The sequence below is a fragment of the Microbacterium sp. ARD31 genome (genome assembly GCF_031844425.1).
This window is the reverse complement of the sequence record NZ_JAUZVE010000020.1, coordinates 1-20,516: the sequence shown is the minus strand read 5'-3', so window position 1 is coordinate 20,516 and position 20,516 is coordinate 1. Positions and strand designations below refer to the sequence as shown.

Here is a 20,516-nt window from a genome sequence, read left to right as displayed (position 1 = left end):
CTTGACTGTTTGTTTGTACGACGGCAGGCTGTGCGCATGTCGTCCCCGTCGTCGTCGCTCGGCTCCCCGGTCCGCGTGCCGCAGGCCGACCGCAGCCGGGCGATGCGCGCCCGTCTCCTCGAGGCCACGGTGGAGCTGCTGGTCGAGCGCGGCTTCGCCGGCACCTCGACCACCCTGGTCTCCGAGCGTGCGGGCGTCAGCAGGGGAGCGCAGCTGCACCACTTCCCGACCAAGAACGACCTGGTCGTCGCCGCCGTCGAGCACCTCACCGAGCGCCGCGGCGCCGAGCTGGCCGACGCCTTCGACCGGTTGAGTGCTCAGCCGGTCGCCACCGCCACGGACCGGCGCACGCGACTCCGCACGATGCTCGAGATGCTCGGCGACCACTTCGCCTCGCCCGTCTTCGCGGCGGCGCTCGAGCTGTGGGTCGCGGCGCGCACCGACGAGGCGCTCCTGGCCGCGGTCGCGCCGCTGGAGCAGCGGGTCGGGCGCGAGGCCCACCGCCTCACCGCCACCGCCCTCGGTGCCGACGAGTCGCAGCCGGGCGTGCGCGAGCTGGTGCAGGCGACCCTCGACCTGGTCCGCGGCCTGGGCCTGGCGTCCACGATCTCCGACGACTCGGCCCGTCGCCGTCGGATCCTGCGCGAGTGGGCCGACGTGCTGGACCGGGAGCTGGACCGCGAGAAGAAGGAGCAGGAGTGAGCGACGTACTGACCCAGGTGCTGGCCGACCTCGCCGCCGAGGGGGAGCGGCTCGACGCGCTCGTCGCGGACCTCGACGACGCGGGCTGGCACACCCCCACGCCCGCGGCCGGCTGGGACGTCGCCGACCAGGTCGCCCACCTCGCGTGGACCGACGGCGTGGCCCTCAAGGCCGCGACCGACAAGGAGGCCTGGGACGAGGTGGTGCTCGGCGCCATCGCCGACCCCGAGGGCTTCGTCGACGCGCAGGCCCACGCCGTCGCGGCCGAGCCCGACCTGCTGGCGCGCTGGCGCTCGGCACGGCGCGACCTGCACGCCGCGCTGGCGTCGTACCCGAGCGGGGCGAAGATGCCGTGGTTCGGGCCGCCGATGTCGGCGACCTCGATGGCCACCGCCCGCCTGATGGAGACCTGGGCCCACAGCCTCGACGTGCACGAGGCGCTCGGCGCCCTGGTCGAGGACACCGACCGCATCCGCCACGTCGCCCACCTCGGCGTCCGCACCCGAAACTTTGCCTTCGCTGTGCACGGCCTCGATGCGCCGGCCGAGGAGTTCCGCATCGACCTCGTCGCGCCGTCGGGCGAGGTGTGGGCCTGGGGTCCGGAGGGCGCCGCCCAGACGCTGACCGGGAGCGCGGGTGACTTCTGCCGCCTCGTCACGCAGCGCGTCCACCGCGCCGACACCGACCTCGTCGCGACCGGGCCCGACGTGGACCGGTGGCTCGACATCGCGCAGGCCTTCGCCGGCCAGCCGGGTGGCGGGAGGGCGCCGCGATGAGCGGGGTCGTGCGGATCGGCAACTGCTCCGGCTTCTACGGCGACCGGCTCAGCGCGATGCGGGAGATGCTGGAGGGAGCCACGGAGGATGGGCAGAGCCTGGACGTCCTCACCGGCGACTACCTCGCCGAGCTCACCATGCTGATCCTCGGCAAGGACCAGCTCAAGGACGCCTCCCTCGGCTACGCCCGGACCTTCGTCCGCCAGGTCGAGGACTGCCTCGGCCTCGCCCTCGAGCGCGGCGTGAAGATCGTCGCCAACGCCGGCGGGCTCAACCCGGCGGGCCTCGCCGACAGGCTGCGCGAGGTCGCGACCGGGCTCGGGCTGGACCCGGCGATCGCCCACGTCGAGGGCGACGACGTGCGCCACCTCGCCTTCGCCGACGCCCTGACCGCCAACGCCTACCTCGGCGGCTTCGGCATCGCCGCCGCGCTGCGCGGTGGCGCCGACGTCGTCGTCACCGGGCGGGTCACCGACGCCTCCCTCGTCGTCGGCCCGGCGGTGTGGCACCACGGCTGGACCCCGACGTCGTACGACGAGCTGGCGGGCGCGGTCGTCGCCGGCCACGTCATCGAGTGCGGCGCGCAGGCCACCGGCGGCAACTTCAGCGGCTTCCTGGACCTGCCCCACCGCGACCGGCCGCTCGGCTTCCCGGTCGCCGAGGTGGCGGCCGACGGGTCGAGCGTGATGACCAAGCACGCCGGCACCGGCGGCGCCGTCACCGTGGACACGGTCACCGCCCAGCTGGTCTACGAGATCCAGTCCACGCGCTACCTCGGCCCCGACGTCACCGTGCACCTCGAGTCGATCCGTCTCGAGCAGCAGGGGCCGGACCGCGTCGCGATCTCCGGCGTCGTCGGCGAGGCACCGCCCGAGCGGCTCAAGGTCGGTGTCAACGAGCTCGGCGGCTGGCGCAACAGCGCCGAGTTCGTGCTCACCGGCCTCGACGTCGAGGCCAAGGCGGAGTGGGTGCGCGACCAGCTCGGCTCGCGGCTCACCGCGGCGGAGGTCACCTGGTCCGACGTCACGCCGCCACCGGCCGACGCGGCGACCGAGGAGGCCGCGTCGACCCTGCTGCGCTGCACGGTCAAGGACCCCTCGCCCGACCCGGTCGGCCGCGCGTTCACCTCCGCGGCCGTCGAGCTCGCGCTCGCGTCCTACCCCGGCTTCACGATGACCGCGCCGCCCGCGCCGGCGACCCCCTACGGCGTCTACCGCGCCGAGCACGTCGACCGCGCCCGGGTGACACACATCGTCGTCCACGCCGACGGGCGCCGCGAGGTGGTCGCTGACGCCAGGGAGTACTCGCCGGCCGGCGAGGCGCCGGGCGCGCGCCCGTCGCCGTACCCAGGGCGCCCCGACGTGCTCACCCGCCGGCTGCCGCTCGGCACCTTCGTCCACGCCCGCTCCGGCGACAAGGGCGGCGACGCCAACATCGGCCTCTGGGTCGCCCACGACGACGCCGACCGCGACCTGTACGACGCCCGCGTGCAGTGGCTGTTCAAGATGATGTCGCCGCGCGGGATCGGGGCGCTGCTCCCCGAGGCCGCCGACCTCGACGTCGAGGTCTGGCTGCTGCCCCACCTCGGTGCGGTCAACCTCGTCGTGCACGGGCTGCTCGGGCAGGGTGTCGCCGCCTCCACGCGCTTCGACCCGCAGGCCAAGGGCCTCGGCGAGTGGCTGCGCTCGCGCACCGTCTCGATCGAGGAGAGCCTGCTGTGACCACCGACGGACAGGAGCACGAGGCGCTGCGCGCGACCGCGGCGGAGTTCGTGCGCCGCGAGGTCGTCCCGCACCTCCAGGAGTGGGAGGACGCCGGCGAGATCCCGCGGGCGCTCCACCGCACGGCCGGGGACCTCGGCCTGATCGGGGTGGCCTTCCCCGAGGAGGTCGGCGGCGGTGGGGGCGACATCGTCGACTCGATCGTGGTGCAGGAGGCGATGTTCGAGGCGGGTGCGTCGAGCGGACTGATGGCCGGGCTCTTCACCGCCGGCATCGCGCTGCCGCACATCGCCGCGAGCGGCGACGCCGACCTCGTCGAGCGGTTCGTCCGGCCGACCCTGGCCGGCGAGACGATCGGCTCGCTCGCGATCACCGAGCCCGGCGGTGGCTCCGACGTCGCCCGGATCACCACCCGCGCCGAGCGCGAGGGCGACCACTACGTCGTCAACGGTGCCAAGACCTTCATCACCTCCGGCGTCCGCGCCGACTTCGTCACGACCGCGGTCCGCACCGGCGGGCCGGGCCATGGCGGCATCTCGCTGCTGGTGGTCGAGAAGGGGACGCCCGGCTTCACCGTCGACCGGAGCCTGCGGAAGATGGGCTGGCACTGCTCCGACACCGCCGAGCTGTCGTTCGTCGACGCGCGGGTGCCGGCCGCCAACCTCGTCGGCGCGGAGGGCTCCGGCTTCGGCCAGATCGCGGACCAGTTCGTCGTCGAGCGGATCGCGCTGGCGGTGCACGGCTACGGCATCGCGGCACGCTCGCTCGACCTGGCCGCGGCGTACTGTCGCGAGCGCACGACCTTCGGCCGACCGGTGATCGACAACCAGGCCGTCCAGCACACGCTGGTGGAGATGCGCCGCCAGGTCGAGGTCGCGCGCACCTACACGCGCGCGGTCGCGGCCCGGCACGCCGCCGGCGAGTGGGTCGTCGCCGAGGCGTGCCTGGCCAAGCAGACCGCGGTGGACTGCGCCGCCTTCGTCTGCGACCGGGCCGTCCAGCTCTTCGGCGGCACCGGCTACATGCACGGCACCGAGGTGGAGCGGCACTACCGCGACGCCCGGCTCCTGCCGATCGGGGGCGGGACCGACGAGGTGCTGCGCGACCTGACCGCCAAGTTGATGGGTTACGCCTCATGAAGGAGATCCGATGATCAAGCTGCCCTCCCTCGGCGACGAGGTGTCGGTGTGGATGGACGCGCCCCCCGCCGAGATCTGGGACCTCGTCAGCGACGTCACCCGGATCGGGGAGTTCAGCCCCGAGACCTTCGAGGCGCGCTGGACGCGCGGCTCGACCGGCCCCGAGGTGGGGGCGTACTTCAAGGGGCACGTGAAGCGCAACGGCGTCGGCCCGACCTACTGGAGCCTGTGCCGGGTGACGAGGTGCGAGCCCGAGGAGGTCTTCGAGTTCGCGGTCGGCACCGACGAGCTCAACGTCAACAACTGGGGCTACCGCCTCGAGCCCCGGGACGGCGGGACCCTGGTGACCGAGTACTTCCGGCTCGGCACGAACCTGCCGACCCGGCTGTACTGGCTCGTCCTCGGCCCGCTGCGCCGTCGGACGAACCAGCGCGGGATGCGCACCACCCTCGAGCGGATGAAGGCGGTGCTCGAGGCATGACCACCAACCGCGAGGCGATGCTCGAGAAGCTCGCCGACCTCGACGCCCAGCACGCGGCCGCGGTCGCCGGCGGCGGTGAGAAGTACGTCGACCGCCACCACGCGCGCGGCAAGCTGACCGCGCGCGAGCGGATCGAGCTGCTCCTCGACCCGGGCTCGGCCTTCCTCGAGCTGTCGCCGCTGGCCGGCTGGGGCTCGGACTTCACCGTGGGTGCGTCCGTGGTGACGGGCATCGGCGTCGTCGAGGGCGTGGAGTGCCTGATCAGCGCCAACGACCCCACCGTCAAGGGCGGCGCGTCGAACCCGTGGACGGTGAAGAAGATCTTCCGCGCCTCCCAGATCGCCGAGGAGAACGACCTCCCGACGATCTCGCTCGTCGAGTCCGGTGGCGCGGACCTGCCCACGCAGAAGGAGATCTTCATCCCCGGCGGCCGGCTGTTCCGCGACCTCACCCGGTCCTCGGCGCGCAAGCAGCCCACGATCGCGCTGGTCTTCGGCAACTCCACCGCCGGCGGCGCGTACGTCCCCGGCATGAGCGACTACACCGTCTTCGTCCGCGGCGGCGCGAAGGTGTTCCTCGGCGGCCCGCCGCTGGTGAAGATGGCGACCGGCGAGGAGTCCGACGACGAGTCGCTCGGCGGCGCGGAGATGCATGCCCGCGTCTCCGGCCTCGCCGACTACCTCGCCGAGGACGAGCACGACGCGATCCGCATCGGCCGCCGGATCGTGGCGCGGCTGAACCGCCGCAAGCCCGCGCCGCCGGTTGAGCAGCGAGCGCAGCGAGCGTGTCGAAACCAAGGACCCGTGGGTTTCGACACGGGCCCGGGGGGCCCTGCTCAACCGGCGGGTCCGGCCTTCGCCGAGCCCGACGCGGACCCCGAGGGCCTGCTGGACCTCATCCCGACCGACCTCAAGGAGCCGTTCGACCCGCGCGAGGTGATCGTGCGGATCGTCGACGGCACCAGCGAGCGCAACGGCAGGCCGTTCGACGAGTTCAAGCCCCTCTACGGCACCTCGCTCGTCACCGGGTGGGCCGAGCTGCACGGGCGCCCGATCGGCATCCTCGCCAACGCCCAGGGCGTGCTGTTCTCGGAGGAGGCGCAGAAGGCGACGCAGTTCATCCAGCTGGCCAATCAGTCGGACACGCCCCTGCTCTTCCTGCACAACACCACCGGCTACATGGTCGGCAAGGAGTACGAGCAGGGCGGGATCATCAAGCACGGCGCCCAGATGATCAACGCCGTCTCCAACAGCTCGGTGCCGCACCTCAGCGTGATCATGGGAGCCTCCTACGGCGCCGGCAACTACGGCATGAACGGCCGCGCCTACGACCCTCGCTTCCTCTTCACCTGGCCGAGCGCGAAGTCCGCCGTGATGGGCCCGGCGCAGCTGGCTGGCGTGCTGTCGATCGTGGCCCGTGCGGCCGCCGAGGCGAAGGGCCAGGCGTACGACGAGGAGGGCGACGCCGGCATGCGCGCCATGGTCGAGGCGATGGTCGAGGAGCAGTCCCTGCCCTACGCGCTGTCCGGGATGCTCTACGACGACGGGGTCATCGACCCCCGCGACACCCGCACCGTGCTGGCCATCTGCCTCAGCGTCATCGAGAACGCGCCCTTCGAGGGCGCCCAGGGATTCGGGGTGTTCCGTACATGATCAGCCGACTGCTCGTCGCCAACCGGGGCGAGATCGCCCGCCGGGTCTTCACGACCTGCCGGCGTCTCGGCATCGAGACCGTCGCGGTCCACTCGGACGCGGACGCAGGTCTGCCGTTCGTCGCCGAGGCCGACCACGCCGTGCGCCTGGCCGGCAACGCGCCCGCCGACACGTACCTGCGCATCGACCTCCTGATCGACGCGGCACGCAGGGCCGGCGCCGACGCGATCCATCCCGGCTACGGCTTCCTGTCCGAGAACGCCGACTTCGCGCGGGCGGTGGTCGACGCGGGCCTGACCTGGGTCGGGCCACCGCCGGAGGCCATCGAGACGATGGGCGACAAGGTCCGCGCCAAGGAGGTCGCCGAGACGGCCGGCGTGCCCGTGCTCTCGGCTCCCGACAGCCCGACGGACGCCGACTTCCCCCTGCTCGTCAAGGCGTCGGCCGGCGGCGGCGGCCGGGGCATGCGCGTCGTCCGCTCGCTCGACCGGCTGGACGCCGAGATCGAGGCCGCACGCGCCGAGGCGGCGTCCGCCTTCGGTGACGGAACCGTCTTCGTCGAGCCGTACGTCGAGGCCGGCCGCCACGTCGAGGTGCAGGTCTTCGCCGACGCCGACACCGCTGTCGCGCTCGGCACCCGCGACTGCTCGGTGCAGCGCCGCCACCAGAAGGTCGTCGAGGAGGCGCCCGCGCCGGGGCTCCCTGCGGAGACCGAGCGGGCGATGTGCGAGGCGGCCGAGCGGCTCGCGCGCGGCATCGGCTACCGGGGTGCGGGCACGGTCGAGTTCCTCTACGACCCGGCCACCGACCGGTTCTTCTTCCTGGAGATGAACACCCGTCTCCAGGTCGAGCATCCGGTGACCGAGCTGGTCCGCGGCCTCGACCTGGTCGAGCTCCAGCTAGGCGTGGCCGAGGGTGCCGGGCTGCCCGGCGACCTGCCGCTGCGTGGCGGTCACGCGATCGAGGTACGCCTCTACGCCGAGGACGCGTCGTACACCCCGCAGAGCGGACGGCTGGTCACCTTCGACCTGCCCGCCGACGGCCGGTTCGGCCTCCTGCCCTCGTCGGGTGTCCGCGTGGACAGCGGCTTCGCGAGCGGCGACGAGGTGTCGACCTTCTACGACGCGATGCTGGCCAAGGTGATGGCCTGGGCGCCGACCCGCGAGCAGGCGGTCCGGATGCTCGTCGCCGCCTTGCGCAGGGCCCGGATCCACGGCGTGACCACCAACCGCGACCAGCTGGTCGAGATCCTCACCGACCCGGTCTTCGTGGGCGGCGAGATGACCACGACGTGGCTGGAGTCGCGTCCGTCACCCGGGTCCACGACGATCGACCGCAGGACGCTCGTCGCCGGTGCGCTGATGCTGGCTGCGGACGACGCGGCACGTCGTACGGTCCAGCAGGGCGTCCCGGCGGCCTGGCGCAACGTCCCCAGCCAGCCGCAACGCACCACCTTCGAGGGGCACGAGCCGGTCGAGTGGTGGGGCACGCGCGACGGGTTCGTCGTCGACGGAGCGATCGTCCTGGAGGCGTCACCGGTCCACGCCCGGCTCGAGGTCGACGGGGTGACCGTGCGGTACGACGGACTGATCGACACCCCGCGGACCTCCGGCACGCGGGAGGTGTACGTCGACGGGCCCGTTCGGTCCGTTCGCCTGCGCGAGGTCCCGCGGTTCACCGACCCGGCCGACGCCGTCGCGAGCGGCTCGCTGCTCGCACCCATGCCCGGCACGGTCGTGGCGGTCAAGGTCGAGGCCGGCCGCGAGGTGGCGGCCGGCGACGTCGTCCTCGTGCTCGAGGCGATGAAGATGCAGCACACCGTGACGGCGCCGCACGACGGCACGGTCACGAAGATCAACGTCGAGCCCGGCGCGCAGGTCGCGTCCGGGGAGGTCCTGGCCGTCGTCGATCAGTCACCCGGTGGTTGAGGTGCGAGCGCAGCGAGCCTCGAAACCACGTCGAAAGGAATGAGATGACCACCTTCACCGAGCCCGAGGAGCGCCAGGAGCTGCGGCGCCAGGTCGCCCGGCTGGCCAGCCGCTACGGCCGCGACTGGTTCGCCGAGAAGGCGCGCACCGGCGAGAAGACCACCGAGCTGTGGCTCGAGATCGCCAAGGCGGGCTACCTCGGCATCAACGTCCCCGAGGAGTACGGCGGCGGGGGCGGCGGCATCGCCGACGTCGCCGCGGTGTGCGAGGAGCTCGCCGCGCAGGGGTGCCCGCTGCTGATGATGGTCGTCAGCCCGGCGATCTGCGGCACGGTGATCGCGCGCTACGGCACCGAGGAGCAGAAGCAGCGGTGGCTGCCGGGCATCTGCGACGGCACCGCCACGATGGCCTTCGCGATCACCGAGCCCGACGCCGGCACCAACTCGCACAACATCACCACCACCGCCCGCCGCGACGGCGACGAGTGGGTGCTCAAGGGCCAGAAGATCTACATCTCGGGCGTCGACGAGGCCGCCCACGTCCTCGTGGTCGCCCGTGCCGAGGACGCGCGCACGGGCAAGCTCAAGCCCTGCCTGTTCGTCGTGCCGACCGACGCGGTCGGCTTCGAGCACACCGCGATCGCGATGGAGATCGTCAGCCCGGAGAAGCAGTTCCAGGTGTTCATGGACGACGTGCGCCTCCCGGGCGACGCGCTCGTCGGCGACGAGGACGGCGGGCTGGTGCAGCTCTTCGCCGGCCTCAACCCCGAGCGGATCATGGCCGCCTCGTTCGCCACCGGCCTCGGCCGGCACGCCCTCGACCGGGCGACGGCGTACGCCAAGGAGCGCACGGTGTGGCGGGCGCCGATCGGCTCGCACCAGGCGATCGCCCACCCGCTGGCTCAGGCCCACATCGAGGTGGAGCTGGCCAGGCTGATGACGCAGAAGGCGGCCGCGCTGTGCGACGCCGGTGACGACATGGGTGCCGGTGAGGCCGCCAACATGGCGAAGTACGCCGCCGGCGAGGCCTGCGTCCACGCCGTCGACGCGGCCGTGCAGACCCACGGCGGCAACGGCATCACGCAGGAGTACGGCGTCGCCGGGCTGATCGTGGCGTCCCGCACGACCCGCATCGCCCCCGTCAGTCGGGAGATGATCCTCAACTTCGTCGCCATGCACAGCCTGGGGCTGCCGAAGTCCTACTGACGCGGTCATCGTCATACGTTCCCGAACGCATCGGCTCGGGAACGTATGACGGATCAGAGGACGCGAGGTTCAGGCGCCCGCGGACTCGTAACGCTCCTGGACGTCCTGCGGGGAGGCACCGTTGGGCTGGCTGATCCGGATGTGGTTGCCGAACGGGTCGCGGATGCCGAAGTCGGTGCCGTAGGGCTGCTCCACCGGCTCCTGGGTGACCTCGACGCCGGCCTCGACGAGGGCGGCGTACGTCGCGTGCACGTCGCTGGTCTGCAGGAACAGCCCGCCGAGCGCGCCCTTGGTGACGAGCTCGCGGACCTGGGCGGCGGTGGCGTCGTCGTGCTGGGGGCCGCCGACGAGCTCGAGGAGGAGCGAGGTGTCCTGGCCGGGCACGCCGACGGTGAGCCAGCGCATGAAGCCGAGGTCGATGTCGTCGCGGACCTCGAAGCCGAGGTTCGAGGTGTAGAAGTCGAGCGCCTCGTCCTGGTCGAGGACGGGGACGCTGCGGATGTGGAGGCTGGTGATGTGGTGGGTGGTCATGACGAGGACGCTAGTCAGCGTCCGACCCCCGCCGCTTCTCCGAAACCGCTGTCGTGGGGGCACCGGTGCGGGGGCGCGTCCACGCGGCGATGAAGCAGCTCGGCACGTGCACCGGCTCGTGTTGGGCACGGAACTCGGTGGGCGAGCAGCCCACGATCGCGCTGAAGGTCCGGCTGAAGGTCCCGAGACTGGCGAAGCCCACGTCCCAGGCGACGTCCGTGACCGCCCGGTCGGTCTGGCGCAGCAGCGTCATCGCGCGCTCGACGCGTCGGCGCTGCAGGTAGCGGTGCGGGGTCTCGCCGTAGACCGACCGGAAGACCCGGCCGAACTGCGAGGGCGACAGGTGCGCGATCGCCGCCAGGTGGGGCACGTCGAGCGGCTCGGCGTAGCGCCGGTCCATCTCGTCGCGCGCCCGGAGCATCCGGCGGTTGGTGTCCTCCTGCGCGGACAGGTCCACCGTCACACCCAGATGTTGTCGTGCTCGCGCATGAACGCGTCGTACTCCTCGGGCGTCATGTCGGCCGTGCCCTCGGCGAGCTGCTCGAAGTAGCGCTCGCGCGGGGCACCCGGCGCGAAGTGCAGCAGCATCTTGGCCGCGCCGTCCTCGTTGCGGAAGCCGTGCAGCCCGCCGGCCGGCACGTGGACGAAGTCGCCCGAGCGGCACTTCACCCACTCGCGGCCGTCGTAGATGGTCACCGTGCCCTCGAGGACGTAGAACGACTCGGTGATCGTGCGGTGGAAGTGCGCGCCCGGGCCGCTCGACGGACCGCCGAACTCCCAGCGGTAGAGGCCGTAGGTCCCCCCGGTCCCTGATCCGAGGGCGAGGTGGAAGACCTTGTTGCCGTTGGGGTAGACCAGCGCGGGCTCGCCGTCGCCCCGCACCAGGCGGGCCGACACCTCGCCCGACTCCCCGTGGTAGATCGCCGGTGGGTAGCTCATGCGACGAACCTAACCGGTGTCGGCGGCGAGTGGCAGGCTGTGCGCCGTGGCCCTCGCCGACCGACCGCTCGTCCCGGAGGAGTGGGTGCAGCGCATCGACCGCGTGCTCTCGGCGCTGCCTCGGTGCCGCATGGAGCCGGCGTGGACCGGCACCCGATGGCGCGTCGGCGGCGCCACGGTGGCGCACGTCTTCGGCGGTGAGGACCAGCTCTTCCGCATCACCTTCCGCGGCGAGCCCGACGAGGTGGCCGCCTTCGAGCACATGGGTGCCCCCTACTTCCGGTCCGGCTGGGGCGGCAACGCCATCGGCATGCTGCTCGACGACGACACCGACTGGGAGGAGCTGGCCGAGCTGCTCACCGACTCCTACTGCATCCAGGCGCCGGCGACCCTCGCCGAGCAGGTGGCGCGCCCGGCGCGCTGAGGCTCATCGCAGGGGCACGAACCGGTAGTACCCGTGCTCGCTCACGTGGGCACCGGGGTTGGTGACCAGCAGCATCGTCCCGGCCACCGGGATCACCATCCGCCCGTCCTCGGCGAGCTGCTCGACGAGCTCCTGCGGGAGCTCCGCTGGCTCGGCGGAGACCAGGATCCGGTCGTACGGCGCCCCGCCGGGGTCGCCGAGCACGCCCGGTGCGGCGCGCGTGATCGTGGCCCACGGCTGGTCGGTCGCGGCGAGGTTGTCACCCCCGAAGCGCACGAGCTCCGGCTCCAGCTCGACGCCGCGCACCTCGCCGGTCGGACCCACCAGGTGGGCGAGCAGTGCCGTGGTCCACCCGGAGCCGGATCCGACGTCGAGCACCCGCTGGCCGGTGCGCACGTCGAGGAGCCGCAGCATGTCGGCGACCGTGCGCGGCTGGGAGCTGGTCTGGCCGGCCGCGATCGGGAGCGGGCCGTCGTAGGACGCGCGGCGACGGACCGCCCGCGGCAGGAAGCCCTGACGCGGGTGGGCCGCGAAGGCCCGGTCGACGGCGTCCACACCGCCGAGGCTACGCGCAACAGCGGCACGGCCCCGGGTGGGTGGGGTGGGCCGTGCCGCTGCCGGTGTGCGTTGTGGAGGCCCGTGCTCCCGCCGCATGCGGGGGGTTGTCCGTACTCCCGACGGGGGAGGTCGGTCGTACGGGAGCGGGAGGGGGTCGTCCGCGGAACGCAGCCGCCTCCAGGTGTCACCCGGGAGTCATCGGTCCTCCTCGCGCAGGTCGCGGCAGAGCGCGACGACCTCGGCCCGACCGGAGGAGACGCCGGTCAGCCGGCGGACGGTGCGGACGGCCGCTGGATCGGGCGCACGCCCGGCCAGGACGTCCCGGCAGGCCCGGTCGAGCAGCCGCCCGGAGCCGGGCGCCGGGTCCGCCGACCGGGGCGAGCGGTTGTCCGCGGTCGGGGGCTTGGTGCTGCGCGGGTCGGCGGGCGAGGGCTCGGTGGGCGAGGAGCCGTCGGACGCGTCCGCGACGGACTGGGACGTCCCGCCGGACACCGCGCCGGACAGGTCGCCGAGCCACTGGGTGTCGGCGACCAGCAACCCTCCCGCGGCGAGCGCGAGCACGGTCGCGGAGGCGACGACGAGACGGCTGGCGCCACGCCCGCCCAGCCTCTCGGGCGGGACGACGTGGTGCCGCACGGCCGGGGCAGGGGCGAGGCGGGCGGTGTGGAACGCGGCGACGGCCGCCGGCTCGCGCCGCAGCTCGGCGGGCCGCGGCGGTGCGGCGGCCGCGGCCAGGACGGTGCCGAGGGCGCTGCCGTGCGCCGCCGGGTCCTCGAGCAGCCGCTCGGCGTCACGGCGGGACAGGTGTGGGCCCCCGCTGGTCATCTCACACCTTCAGCGCCGCGGAGCCGGGAAGTGTTACTCCTCCTCGGAGATCCGCCTGGCCAGCTGCCGCAGGCCACGCAGGGTGGCGGCCCGGACCGCCCCCGGGCTCTTGCCCAGGATCCGCGCAGCCGTGGGCGCGTCGAAGCCGAGCACCGTGCGCAGCATGACGGCCTCGGCCTGGTCACGCGGCAGCGAGGCGATGAGGGCGAGGGCGGCCTCCGACTGCACCCGGCCGAGGGTGTCGCCCTCCACGTCGGCCGGGTCGGGAAGCTCGACCATCCCCTCGACGGGCCGCGCCGACGTCGGCCGCCGGCGTGCGCGCCGCAGGTGGTCCAGGGCGCGGTGCCGCGCGATCGTGGTGATCCAGCCCCGGAACCCGTCCGCGTCTCCGTCGAACCGGTCGAGGTCGCGGAAGGCCTGCGCCCAGGCCTCGCTGGCCACGTCCTCGGCGTCGGCGGCGCCGACGAGCACCGTCAGGTAGCGCAGCAGCGGCGGCTGCACCGCACGGTAGACGCGCCGGAACGCCGCCTCGTCACCATCCCGCATGGCCGCGACGGCAGGGTCGAGCCCGTCCTCCCTCGCCACGGACCGAGTGTGCCGAAGCCGGTCGACCCCTGACAGGGCCGAACGTCACGGCGCGCGAGGATCCCCCAACGGTGGGTCAGGCGCGGGGCGGGCGGGGGACGAACAGCGGCACCCGGGCGGCGTACTCCTCCCACCCCGGGCGCTGCGACATCGTCCGCTCCAGCAGCCTGGCGCCGGTGACGTTGCGCACGAAGTACGTCATCGCGGCCGGCGCCCACACGGTGAGCAGGCCGGGCAGCCAGCCGAGCGCGAGCCCCCCGGCGAGCCACAGGCCCCACCACACGCAGGCGTCGCCGAAGTAGTTCGGGTGCCGGCTCCAGCCCCACAGCCCGGTGTCGAGGATGCGCGGGCGCGACTCGCGCGGTTGCGCCTTGTAGGCCTCGAGCTGGGCGTCGCCGACGACCTCGAAGAACACGCCGACCGCCCACACCGCCACGCCGACCCACACCACGGGCCACCAGCGGACGTCTCCGATCGCCGCCGCCTGGACCGGCGCGGCGACCAGCCACGAGACGACCGCCTGGGTCAGGAACACCTTCCCGAGGACCCGCCTGGCCCCGGACGACCAGCCCGGCCCGCCGAGCATCTCCTCGTAGCGCGGGTCCTCGCCGTGGCCGCGCGAGCGCCGGCCGATGTGCCACGCCAGCCGGCCGCCCCATGCGGTGACGAGCACGGCGAGGAGCCACGAGTGGGCGTCCGGCCAGACCAGGGCCAGGACCACGGACATCGCGACGAACGACAGCCCCCACGCGACGTCGACGACCGCGACCCGGTCGAGGCGCCGGCTCACCGCCGCTGTCGACCCCATGACGACAGCGGCGGTGAGCAGCGCGACCAGCACCTGCGCCACGGCGCTCACCAGTCCCGGACGGGTGGCAGCGTGTGCGGGGCGCCCGGGCGGACCGCCAGCACCTGGTCGACGCCCATCCGGCCGTCGCGGAAGGCGAGCGCGCCGCCGACGAGGTAGAGCCGCCACACGCGGACGACCTCCTCGCCGACGAGCTCCCGCAGGCGGGGGAGGTGCGCCTCGAAGTTCTGCATCCAGCCGGCCACGGTCAGCACGTAGTGCTCGCGCAGGGCGTGCACGTCGCGCACCTCCAGCCCCCCGGCCTCGATCAGCGCGACGGTCTCGCCGACCGGGCGCATCGTCATGTCGGGTGCGATGAAGGACTCGATGAACGGACCGCCGCCGGGGTGCTTCCCGCCACCGGCGCCCTGCCGCGACATCTGCTGGACCAGCACGCGGCCGCCGGGCTTCACCGAGCGTCGCAGCACCTCGACGTACGTCGGGTAGTTGCGGGCGCCGACGTGCTCGCCCATCTCCAGCGAGCCGACGGCGTCGAAGTGGTCGCGCTCGGGGACCTCGCGGTAGTCCTGGAGCCGGATCTCGACGCGGTCCTGGAGTCCGCGCTCGGCGATGCGGGCGTCGACGAAGGCCTTCTGCTCCTGCGAGATGGTGACGCCGACGACGTGGGCGCCGAAGTGCTGGGCCGCGTGCAGCGACAGGGAGCCCCAGCCGCAGCCGACGTCGAGCATCCGCATCCCGGGCTCCAGGCCGAGCTTGGTGCAGACCAGGTCGAGCTTGGCGCGCTGCGCCTCCTCGAGCGGCACGTCGGGCGTCGCGTGGTAGCCGCAGCTGTAGGCCATCTGCGGCTCGAGGACAGCTGCGTAGAACTCGTTGGAGAGGTCGTAGTGGTGGCTGATCGACGACCGGTCGCGCGCCAGGCTGTGCAGCCGCCCCCTGACCCGCGCCTGCGACCGGGGTGCGGCCGGCGGCCGGCCCAGCGCACCGAGGCCGGCGGCGGTGCGGACCGCGTCGACCAGCGCGCGCGGCGAGAGCCGTACGCCGGACAGGCCGCGCTCGGCGCCCACCGCGAAGACGTGCGCCAGGGCGGACTGCAGGTCCCAGCCGTCCTGCTCCGGCACGTCGAGCTCGCCGGTGACGTAGGCCTGCGCGGCCCCGAGCTCGCCGGGGTGCCAGAGCAGCCGCCGCAGCGCGTCGGGCGACCGCAGCACCACCAGCGGCGCACCGTCCGGTCCGGCCACCGAGCCGTCCCACGCCTGGAGGCGCACGGGCAGGTCGCCACCGATGAACGGGCGCACGGCCGCGGCGAGGCGGTGCGCGATCCCGGCGTCGGTGACCCGTCGCTGCGCGGTGCTCGTCACCGGTCCTCCCGGGTGAAGGTGAGCTGGGAGACGTTGATGTAGCCGCTGGCGAAGCCGGCCTGCGAGTAGGCCAGGTAGAAGTGCCACATCCGCATGAACACCTCGTCGAACCCGAGGTCGAGGACGACGTCGCGCTGCGCGAGGAAGCGGCGGTCCCAGCGCCGCAGCGTCTCGGCGTAGTGGCTGCCCAGCTCGAGCTGGTCGACGAGGCGCAGGCTCGTCTCCTCGCGCGTGATCTCGTCGATCACCTCGACGCTGGGCAGGAAGCCGCCCGGGAAGACGTACTTGTTGATCCACGTGTGGCCGCCGCGGGTGGCGAGCATCCGGTCGTGCGGCATGGTGATGGCCTGGATCGCGACCCGGCCGCCGGGCGCGAGCACCCCGTCGATGGTCGCGAAGTAGGTGCCCCAGAACTCGTGGCCGACGGCCTCGATCATCTCCACGGAGAGCACGGCGTCGTACGTCGCCCCGCCTGAGGCCAGCGAGCGGTAGTCCATCAGCTCGACCCGCACCCGCCCGGCCAGCCCGGCGGCTGCGATCCGCTGCTCGGCCAGCTCGAGCTGCTCGACCGACAGCGTGATCGTGTGCACGCTCGCCCCGCGGCGCGCGGCGCGGATCGCGAGCTCGCCCCACCCGGTGCCGATCTCCAGGACACGGCTGCCGGCGGTGACCCCGGCGGCGTCGAGCAGCCGCTCGATCTTGCGCGCCTGGGCCTCGGCGAGGTCGGGGGCGTGGGCGCGCGCGTCCGGGCCGTCCACGGGCTCGGGCGGCGTGGCGACGAGGTGGTCGCCGACGGATCCCGGGCCCCTGGCCGTGCGGGTGGTGGAGGTGTCGAAGAGGGCGGAGGAGTAGCTCAGCGTCTCGTCGAGGAAGAGCGCGAAGAGGTCGTTGGAGAGGTCGTAGTGGTGGGCGATGTTGGCCCGGCTGTTGGCCTCGGTGCTCCGCTGGTGCCGGGGCGTCCGGTGCGTGACGAGGGCGCGCAGGCGCTGCAGCGACTCGGGGACGAGCGAGGCCATCCGCGCCGCCGGGACCGTCAGGAAGCCGGCGAGGTCCTCGGCGTCCCACGCGCCCGTCAGGTAGGCCTCGCCGAAGCCGATCAGGCCGTCGCGGCCCACCCGTGCGTAGAACTCGTCGGGCCGGTGCACGCGCATCGTCGGGCCGCCCCGGCCGAGCCGTCGACCGGTGGGCTCCTCCACCACCGTCACGGCCAGCCGGGACACCGCGCTGCGGAACAGCCGTCGCGCCACCGCGGCGGACACGGCGGTGCGCGGGGTGCGGGTGAGGGGCTCGAGCGCGGGCAGCCCCTGCTCCGTGCCGGGAGTCTTCTCCAGGGTCATCGGACGCCCTCCTGGCGGTGGCTGGGACGGGGGCGGACGGGGAGCCGGCGCGCCCAGAGCCAGGTGCCGTGCGCCCGGATCAGTGCGCTCCCGCGCAGCGTCGCGCCGAGCGTCCGGCGCAGCGGGACGTCGCTGCGGGTGCCGGTGAGGCTGGCGCTGAAGGGTGCCGGCGAGGCCGTCCCCGGCTGCGAGTGGTCGCGCAGGGTGACCGCGACGTGCAGGCGGTCGGTCGGGACCGGGACCGCGACGTCGTACGTGCCGTCGACGCCGTGGAAGGGGGAGACGTACATCGCCTTGGGGGTCTGCGCGCGGCCCTGCTCGTCGGGGTGGACGAGGTAGGCGTGGCGGTCGCCGTAGGTGTTGTGGACCTCGACCACGACCCCGGCCTGCGCGCCCGCGTCATCGAAGCACCAGAACACGCTGATCGGGTTGAAGCAGTGGCCCAACGACCGCGGGTGGGCGGCCATCAGGATCCTTCCGCCGCCCTCGCCCAGCGTGACGCCGTTGTCGGCGAGGAACCCCTCGACGTTCTCGCGCAGGGTGAGGTCCGGTGAGCCGAGGTGGTCGCGGGCCTCGAAGCGCGCCAGCACCCCGTGGTCGGGGAGGTCGTCGAGGTCGACCAGCCAGAACGTCGAGGCGTGCTCGAAGCGGCGCGCGAACGGCGTGCGCCGGGTGTGCCGGATCGTGGTGTCGAAGCGTCCCGGCTGTGGCACGACGTGGGCGGGCCGTGGCCACGGCAGTCCGAGGTGGGTGGCCGCGGCGAGTCCTGAGCGCGCGCCGTCCTCGTGGAACCCCCAGCCGTGGTAGGCCCCGGCGAAGGCGATCCGCGGGGTGTGGATCTCCGGCAGGCGGCGCGCAGCCGCGACCGACTCCGGGGTGTAGAGGGGGTGCTCGTACTCCATCCGGTCGATCACGGTCGCCGGGTCGACGAGGTCCTCCCCGCCGAGGGTGACGAGGTAGTGGGTGTCGGTGGGCAGCCGCTGGAGGCGGGTGAGGTCGTAGGTGACGGTGACGCCGCCCGCGTCATCCCGCTGCCGGCGGAAGTTCCACGACGCGCGGGCGTGGCGGGCCCGGGGCAGCAGGGAGGTGTCGGTGTGCAGGAGCGCCGGGTTGCTGCTGTAGGGCAGGGCGGCGAGGACCTCCCGCTGGAGCCCGGTCGGCTGCTCGAGCATGGCCAGCGCCTGCGCCGGGTGGGTCGCGACCACGACGGCGTCGAAGGTGGTCGTGGCACCGCTGCCGTCGGTGACCTCGACGCCGTCCGCGAGCTCGCGCAGCGTGGTCACCTTGGTCTCGAGGCGTACGTCGTCGAGGCCGGCCGCCACCGCGGCCACGTAGGTCGCCGAGCCGCCGGTCACCGTGCGCCACTGCGGGGAGCCGAAGACGCCGAGCATGCCGTGGTGCTCGAGGAAGGTGAACAGGTAGCGCGCGGGGTAGTCCAGCGCGTGGTCCGGGTCGCAGGACCACACGGCCGCCACCAGGGGCTCCATGAAGTGCCGCACGAAAAACGCCGAGAACCCGCCCTCGGCCAGGAAGTCCCGCAACGTGCGGTCGTCGGCCGCTTCGGGGGTCGACGCGAGCAGCGCGCGCGCCCTGCGGTGGAAGCGGGGGATCTCCACCAGCATCCGCCAGTGGTCGCGCGAGGCCAGCGACGACGGCCGCGCGAACAGCCCGCGCGGCCCGAGGGCGCCGGCGTACTCGACCCCGGTGCCGGCGTCGCTGACCGACAGCGACATCTCCGAGGGCTGCGTCGCGACCCCGAGCTCGGCGAAGAGCCGCAGCAGCGTGGGGTAGGTGCGCCGGTTGTGCACGATGAACCCCGTGTCGATGGCCAGCTCGCCGTCGGGGGTCGCCACGCGGTGGGTGTCGGCGTGGCCACCGAGGCGCGCGTCGGCCTCGTAGAGCGTGACGTGCGCGGTGCGCGAGGCGACCCACGCGGCGGTGAGCCCCGCGACACCCGATCCGACGACGGCGACCCGGCGCTGTCCCGCCCGGTCGCCGTCCGTGGTCACGTGGCCTCGCTGAGGTCGAACAGCGCGATCGGCTTCGTGGTCGGTGCCGGGGACCCTCCCTCGGGCTCGACCGTGATCCCGACGGCGATCGCCTCGGCGGCCGGACCCTCGAGCACCATGGTCTGGTCGGGGCCCTCGGGCATCATCCCGGCCGGCACCATGTCCTGAGTGGGCGTCTGGAACCACAGCTCGTAGGCCTTGCCCGCCGGAGCCGCCACCATGTCCTCGGTGACGATCACGGCACGATCGACCGACTTCGACCGGACGACGGTCGCCCGGCCGGCCGCGCCGAGGTCGACGAAGACCTCCTGCGCGTCGTCGGCCCGGAGCACTTGCTCGGCCGCGGTGAGGCTGCCGCGACCCGGGGTGTCGTCGGCCCACGGCTGGACGATCATCGCGCCGGTGCCGACGAGGACCGCCAGCGCGGCTGCGACGAGGAGCGGCAGCCAGGCGCGGCGCCGGGAGGCCCGGGCGGGACGGTCTGCCCCGGCGGACTCCTCCGGCCGTGGCACCTCGGGAGGAAGCGGGCGGACCTGCGAGATGCCGGCCAGCACGGAGTCGCGCAGCGACGGCGGCGGGACGGTGGCGGAGGTCTCCGCCAGCAGGGCCGCGGTCTCGCGGAGCTCGCCCACCTCGGCGCGGCAGTCCTCGCACGCAGCCAGGTGCCGCTCGAAGCGCGCGCGCTCGAGGTCGTCGAGCGCGTCCAGGGCGTAGGCACCCGTGAGCTTGTGCAGGTCGCTCAGTCGGTCGCTCACGATGCCACTCCCATCAGGTCTCTCAGTCGGATCAGCCCGTCGCGGATCCGAGTCTTGGCCGTGCCGAGCGGCACGTCCAGCAGGGCGGCGACCTCCGTGTGGGTGTAGCCGCCGAAGTAGGTCAGCTCGACGGCCTGGCGCTGGACGTCGGTCAGGGTGGCGACCGCGCCGCGCACCCGGGCCGCTTCGAGCGACGCGTAGGCAGCCTCGGCGGTCTGGTCGTGGTCGACCGGTGCGGACTCGCGGTCCCAGGTCTCGTCTCGGGTGGTGGCCGCCTCGACCGAGCGGACCCGGTCGACGGCCTTGCGGTGGACGATGGTGAGGAACCAGCCGGCCGCGCTGCCGCGCGCGGCGTCGTACCGGGCGCTCGAGCGCCAGGCGTCCAGGTAGGCCTCCTGGGCGACCTCCTCGGCGTGCGCGGGGTTGCGCACCACCCGCAGCGCGAGGCCGTACGCCCGCGCCGAGGTGGCGTCGTAGAAGGCGGCGAACGCCGCCTCGTCACCTCGCGCGGACCGCTGCAGCAGCTCGGCCAGCTCGGTGGCGCCGGGGGCGCCGGGGGGCGAGCCCCCGGACGGGACGCCCACGGGCGCCCCGTCCGGTACGGGCCTCACGTGGTCCACGTCAGCATCCTTGCCGTGCGTCGTCGGGACGGGTCACATCTGCGGCATCAGGACCTGGTCGACCAGGTAGACCGTGGCGTTGGCGGTCTGCACGTTGCCGCACACGACCGTGGCGCCGTCGACGGTGAAGTCCTCGCCCGAGCCCTCGACGGTGATCATGTCG

Annotated in this window: 22 protein-coding genes; 9 read left to right on the top strand and 13 right to left on the bottom strand. The window is 73.6% G+C overall.

Going from position 1 to position 20,516, the window contains the following annotated elements; genetic code table 11:
* Positions 1-36: 36 nt before the first annotated feature.
* Genes Q9S36_RS31170 through Q9S36_RS31135 form a run of 8 tightly spaced genes read left to right on the top strand, consistent with a single transcriptional unit; the run spans position 37 to position 9,604 of the window.
* The gene (locus tag Q9S36_RS31170; RefSeq protein ID WP_311288714.1) at positions 37-702 is read left to right on the top strand and encodes a TetR/AcrR family transcriptional regulator; all 666 of its coding nucleotides are present in this window, start codon (positions 37-39) and stop codon (positions 700-702) included.
* Entirely contained in the window at positions 699-1,478 is a 780-nt protein-coding gene (locus tag Q9S36_RS31165; RefSeq protein WP_311288713.1) for a TIGR03084 family metal-binding protein, read from the top strand. The genes Q9S36_RS31170 and Q9S36_RS31165 overlap by 4 nt, the downstream gene beginning before the upstream one ends.
* A complete protein-coding gene (locus Q9S36_RS31160) occupies positions 1,475-3,199 on the top strand; it encodes an acyclic terpene utilization AtuA family protein (RefSeq protein WP_311288712.1) in 1,725 nt (574 codons plus the stop codon). Before Q9S36_RS31165 ends, Q9S36_RS31160 begins: the two co-directional genes overlap by 4 nt.
* The gene (locus tag Q9S36_RS31155; protein ID WP_311288711.1) at positions 3,196-4,338 is read left to right on the top strand and encodes an acyl-CoA dehydrogenase family protein; all 1,143 of its coding nucleotides are present in this window, start codon (positions 3,196-3,198) and stop codon (positions 4,336-4,338) included. Before Q9S36_RS31160 ends, Q9S36_RS31155 begins: the two co-directional genes overlap by 4 nt.
* Before the next feature lie 10 nt (positions 4,339-4,348).
* Positions 4,349-4,819, top strand: a complete 471-nt coding sequence (locus Q9S36_RS31150; protein WP_311288710.1) for an SRPBCC family protein — start codon at positions 4,349-4,351, stop codon at positions 4,817-4,819.
* Positions 4,816-6,471, top strand: coding sequence for an acyl-CoA carboxylase subunit beta (locus Q9S36_RS31145; RefSeq protein WP_311288709.1), 1,656 nt, complete (start codon positions 4,816-4,818; stop codon positions 6,469-6,471). Before Q9S36_RS31150 ends, Q9S36_RS31145 begins: the two co-directional genes overlap by 4 nt.
* Entirely contained in the window at positions 6,468-8,399 is a 1,932-nt protein-coding gene (locus tag Q9S36_RS31140) for a biotin carboxylase N-terminal domain-containing protein (protein ID WP_311288708.1), read from the top strand. Before Q9S36_RS31145 ends, Q9S36_RS31140 begins: the two co-directional genes overlap by 4 nt.
* Positions 8,400-8,443: 44 nt before the next feature.
* Positions 8,444-9,604, top strand: coding sequence for an acyl-CoA dehydrogenase family protein (locus Q9S36_RS31135; RefSeq protein WP_311288707.1), 1,161 nt, complete (start codon positions 8,444-8,446; stop codon positions 9,602-9,604).
* Positions 9,605-9,673: 69 nt separating this feature from the next.
* Here the strand turns inward: Q9S36_RS31135 and Q9S36_RS31130 are convergent, their stop codons facing one another.
* The 3 genes from Q9S36_RS31130 to Q9S36_RS31120 are packed head-to-tail and all read right to left on the bottom strand — an operon-like array spanning position 9,674 to position 11,074.
* Positions 9,674-10,135 (bottom strand): VOC family protein, encoded by a 462-nt coding sequence (locus Q9S36_RS31130; RefSeq protein WP_311288706.1) that lies wholly within the window; start codon positions 10,133-10,135, stop codon positions 9,674-9,676.
* A 10-nt stretch (positions 10,136-10,145) separates the two neighbouring features.
* Positions 10,146-10,598, bottom strand: coding sequence for an AraC family transcriptional regulator (locus Q9S36_RS31125; protein ID WP_311288705.1), 453 nt, complete (start codon positions 10,596-10,598; stop codon positions 10,146-10,148).
* The gene (locus tag Q9S36_RS31120; RefSeq protein ID WP_311288704.1) at positions 10,595-11,074 is read right to left on the bottom strand and encodes a cupin domain-containing protein; all 480 of its coding nucleotides are present in this window, start codon (positions 11,072-11,074) and stop codon (positions 10,595-10,597) included. Before Q9S36_RS31120 ends, Q9S36_RS31125 begins: the two co-directional genes overlap by 4 nt.
* Positions 11,075-11,120: 46 nt before the next feature.
* Between Q9S36_RS31120 and Q9S36_RS31115 the strand changes: the two genes are divergently transcribed.
* Positions 11,121-11,498: an MmcQ/YjbR family DNA-binding protein gene (locus Q9S36_RS31115; RefSeq protein WP_311288703.1), complete on the top strand. Its 378-nt coding sequence runs from the start codon at positions 11,121-11,123 to the stop codon at positions 11,496-11,498.
* 3 nt (positions 11,499-11,501) lie between these two features.
* On the opposite strand, the gene Q9S36_RS31110 is transcribed toward Q9S36_RS31115, so the two are convergent.
* From Q9S36_RS31110 to Q9S36_RS31065, 10 genes are all read right to left on the bottom strand, one after another.
* On the bottom strand, positions 11,502-12,053 hold the full coding sequence (locus Q9S36_RS31110; protein ID WP_311288702.1) for a protein-L-isoaspartate carboxylmethyltransferase: 552 nt from the start codon (positions 12,051-12,053) through the stop codon (positions 11,502-11,504).
* A 198-nt stretch (positions 12,054-12,251) separates the two neighbouring features.
* On the bottom strand, positions 12,252-12,881 hold the full coding sequence (locus Q9S36_RS31105) for a hypothetical protein (RefSeq protein ID WP_311288701.1): 630 nt from the start codon (positions 12,879-12,881) through the stop codon (positions 12,252-12,254).
* Positions 12,882-12,914: 33 nt separating this feature from the next.
* Entirely contained in the window at positions 12,915-13,466 is a 552-nt protein-coding gene (locus Q9S36_RS31100) for an RNA polymerase sigma factor (protein WP_311288700.1), read from the bottom strand.
* 76 nt (positions 13,467-13,542) lie between these two features.
* Positions 13,543-14,325 carry a DUF1295 domain-containing protein gene (locus Q9S36_RS31095; RefSeq protein WP_311288699.1) on the bottom strand — a complete coding sequence of 261 codons (783 nt, stop codon included), beginning with the start codon at positions 14,323-14,325 and terminating at the stop codon, positions 13,543-13,545.
* On the bottom strand, positions 14,322-15,632 hold the full coding sequence (locus Q9S36_RS31090; RefSeq protein WP_311288698.1) for a cyclopropane-fatty-acyl-phospholipid synthase family protein: 1,311 nt from the start codon (positions 15,630-15,632) through the stop codon (positions 14,322-14,324). Before Q9S36_RS31090 ends, Q9S36_RS31095 begins: the two co-directional genes overlap by 4 nt.
* Positions 15,629-16,969, bottom strand: coding sequence for a cyclopropane-fatty-acyl-phospholipid synthase family protein (locus Q9S36_RS31085; RefSeq protein WP_311288697.1), 1,341 nt, complete (start codon positions 16,967-16,969; stop codon positions 15,629-15,631). The genes Q9S36_RS31090 and Q9S36_RS31085 overlap by 4 nt, the downstream gene beginning before the upstream one ends.
* A complete protein-coding gene (locus Q9S36_RS31080; protein ID WP_311288696.1) occupies positions 16,966-18,978 on the bottom strand; it encodes a DUF1365 family protein in 2,013 nt (670 codons plus the stop codon). The genes Q9S36_RS31085 and Q9S36_RS31080 overlap by 4 nt, the downstream gene beginning before the upstream one ends.
* The gene (locus Q9S36_RS31075) at positions 18,975-19,733 is read right to left on the bottom strand and encodes an anti-sigma factor (protein WP_311288695.1); all 759 of its coding nucleotides are present in this window, start codon (positions 19,731-19,733) and stop codon (positions 18,975-18,977) included. Before Q9S36_RS31075 ends, Q9S36_RS31080 begins: the two co-directional genes overlap by 4 nt.
* The gene (gene sigK / locus Q9S36_RS31070; RefSeq protein ID WP_311288694.1) at positions 19,730-20,353 is read right to left on the bottom strand and encodes an ECF RNA polymerase sigma factor SigK; all 624 of its coding nucleotides are present in this window, start codon (positions 20,351-20,353) and stop codon (positions 19,730-19,732) included. Before sigK ends, Q9S36_RS31075 begins: the two co-directional genes overlap by 4 nt.
* 33 nt (positions 20,354-20,386) lie before the next feature.
* The coding region (locus Q9S36_RS31065) for a fasciclin domain-containing protein (protein WP_311288830.1) at positions 20,387-20,516 on the bottom strand (130 nt) is incomplete at its 5' end.

Coding starts and splice junctions, on each gene's coding strand:
- Q9S36_RS31170 (WP_311288714.1), top strand. CDS start 37: ATGTCGTCCCCGTCGTCGTCGCTCGGCTCCCCGGTCCGCGTGCCGCAG.
- Q9S36_RS31145 (WP_311288709.1), top strand. CDS start 4,816: ATGACCACCAACCGCGAGGCGATGCTCGAGAAGCTCGCCGACCTCGAC.
- Q9S36_RS31160 (WP_311288712.1), top strand. CDS start 1,475: ATGAGCGGGGTCGTGCGGATCGGCAACTGCTCCGGCTTCTACGGCGAC.
- Q9S36_RS31105 (WP_311288701.1), bottom strand. CDS start 12,881: ATGACCAGCGGGGGCCCACACCTGTCCCGCCGTGACGCCGAGCGGCTG.
- Q9S36_RS31085 (WP_311288697.1), bottom strand. CDS start 16,969: ATGACCCTGGAGAAGACTCCCGGCACGGAGCAGGGGCTGCCCGCGCTC.
- Q9S36_RS31130 (WP_311288706.1), bottom strand. CDS start 10,135: ATGACCACCCACCACATCACCAGCCTCCACATCCGCAGCGTCCCCGTC.
- Q9S36_RS31135 (WP_311288707.1), top strand. CDS start 8,444: ATGACCACCTTCACCGAGCCCGAGGAGCGCCAGGAGCTGCGGCGCCAG.
- Q9S36_RS31150 (WP_311288710.1), top strand. CDS start 4,349: ATGATCAAGCTGCCCTCCCTCGGCGACGAGGTGTCGGTGTGGATGGAC.
- Q9S36_RS31120 (WP_311288704.1), bottom strand. CDS start 11,074: ATGAGCTACCCACCGGCGATCTACCACGGGGAGTCGGGCGAGGTGTCG.
- Q9S36_RS31140 (WP_311288708.1), top strand. CDS start 6,468: ATGATCAGCCGACTGCTCGTCGCCAACCGGGGCGAGATCGCCCGCCGG.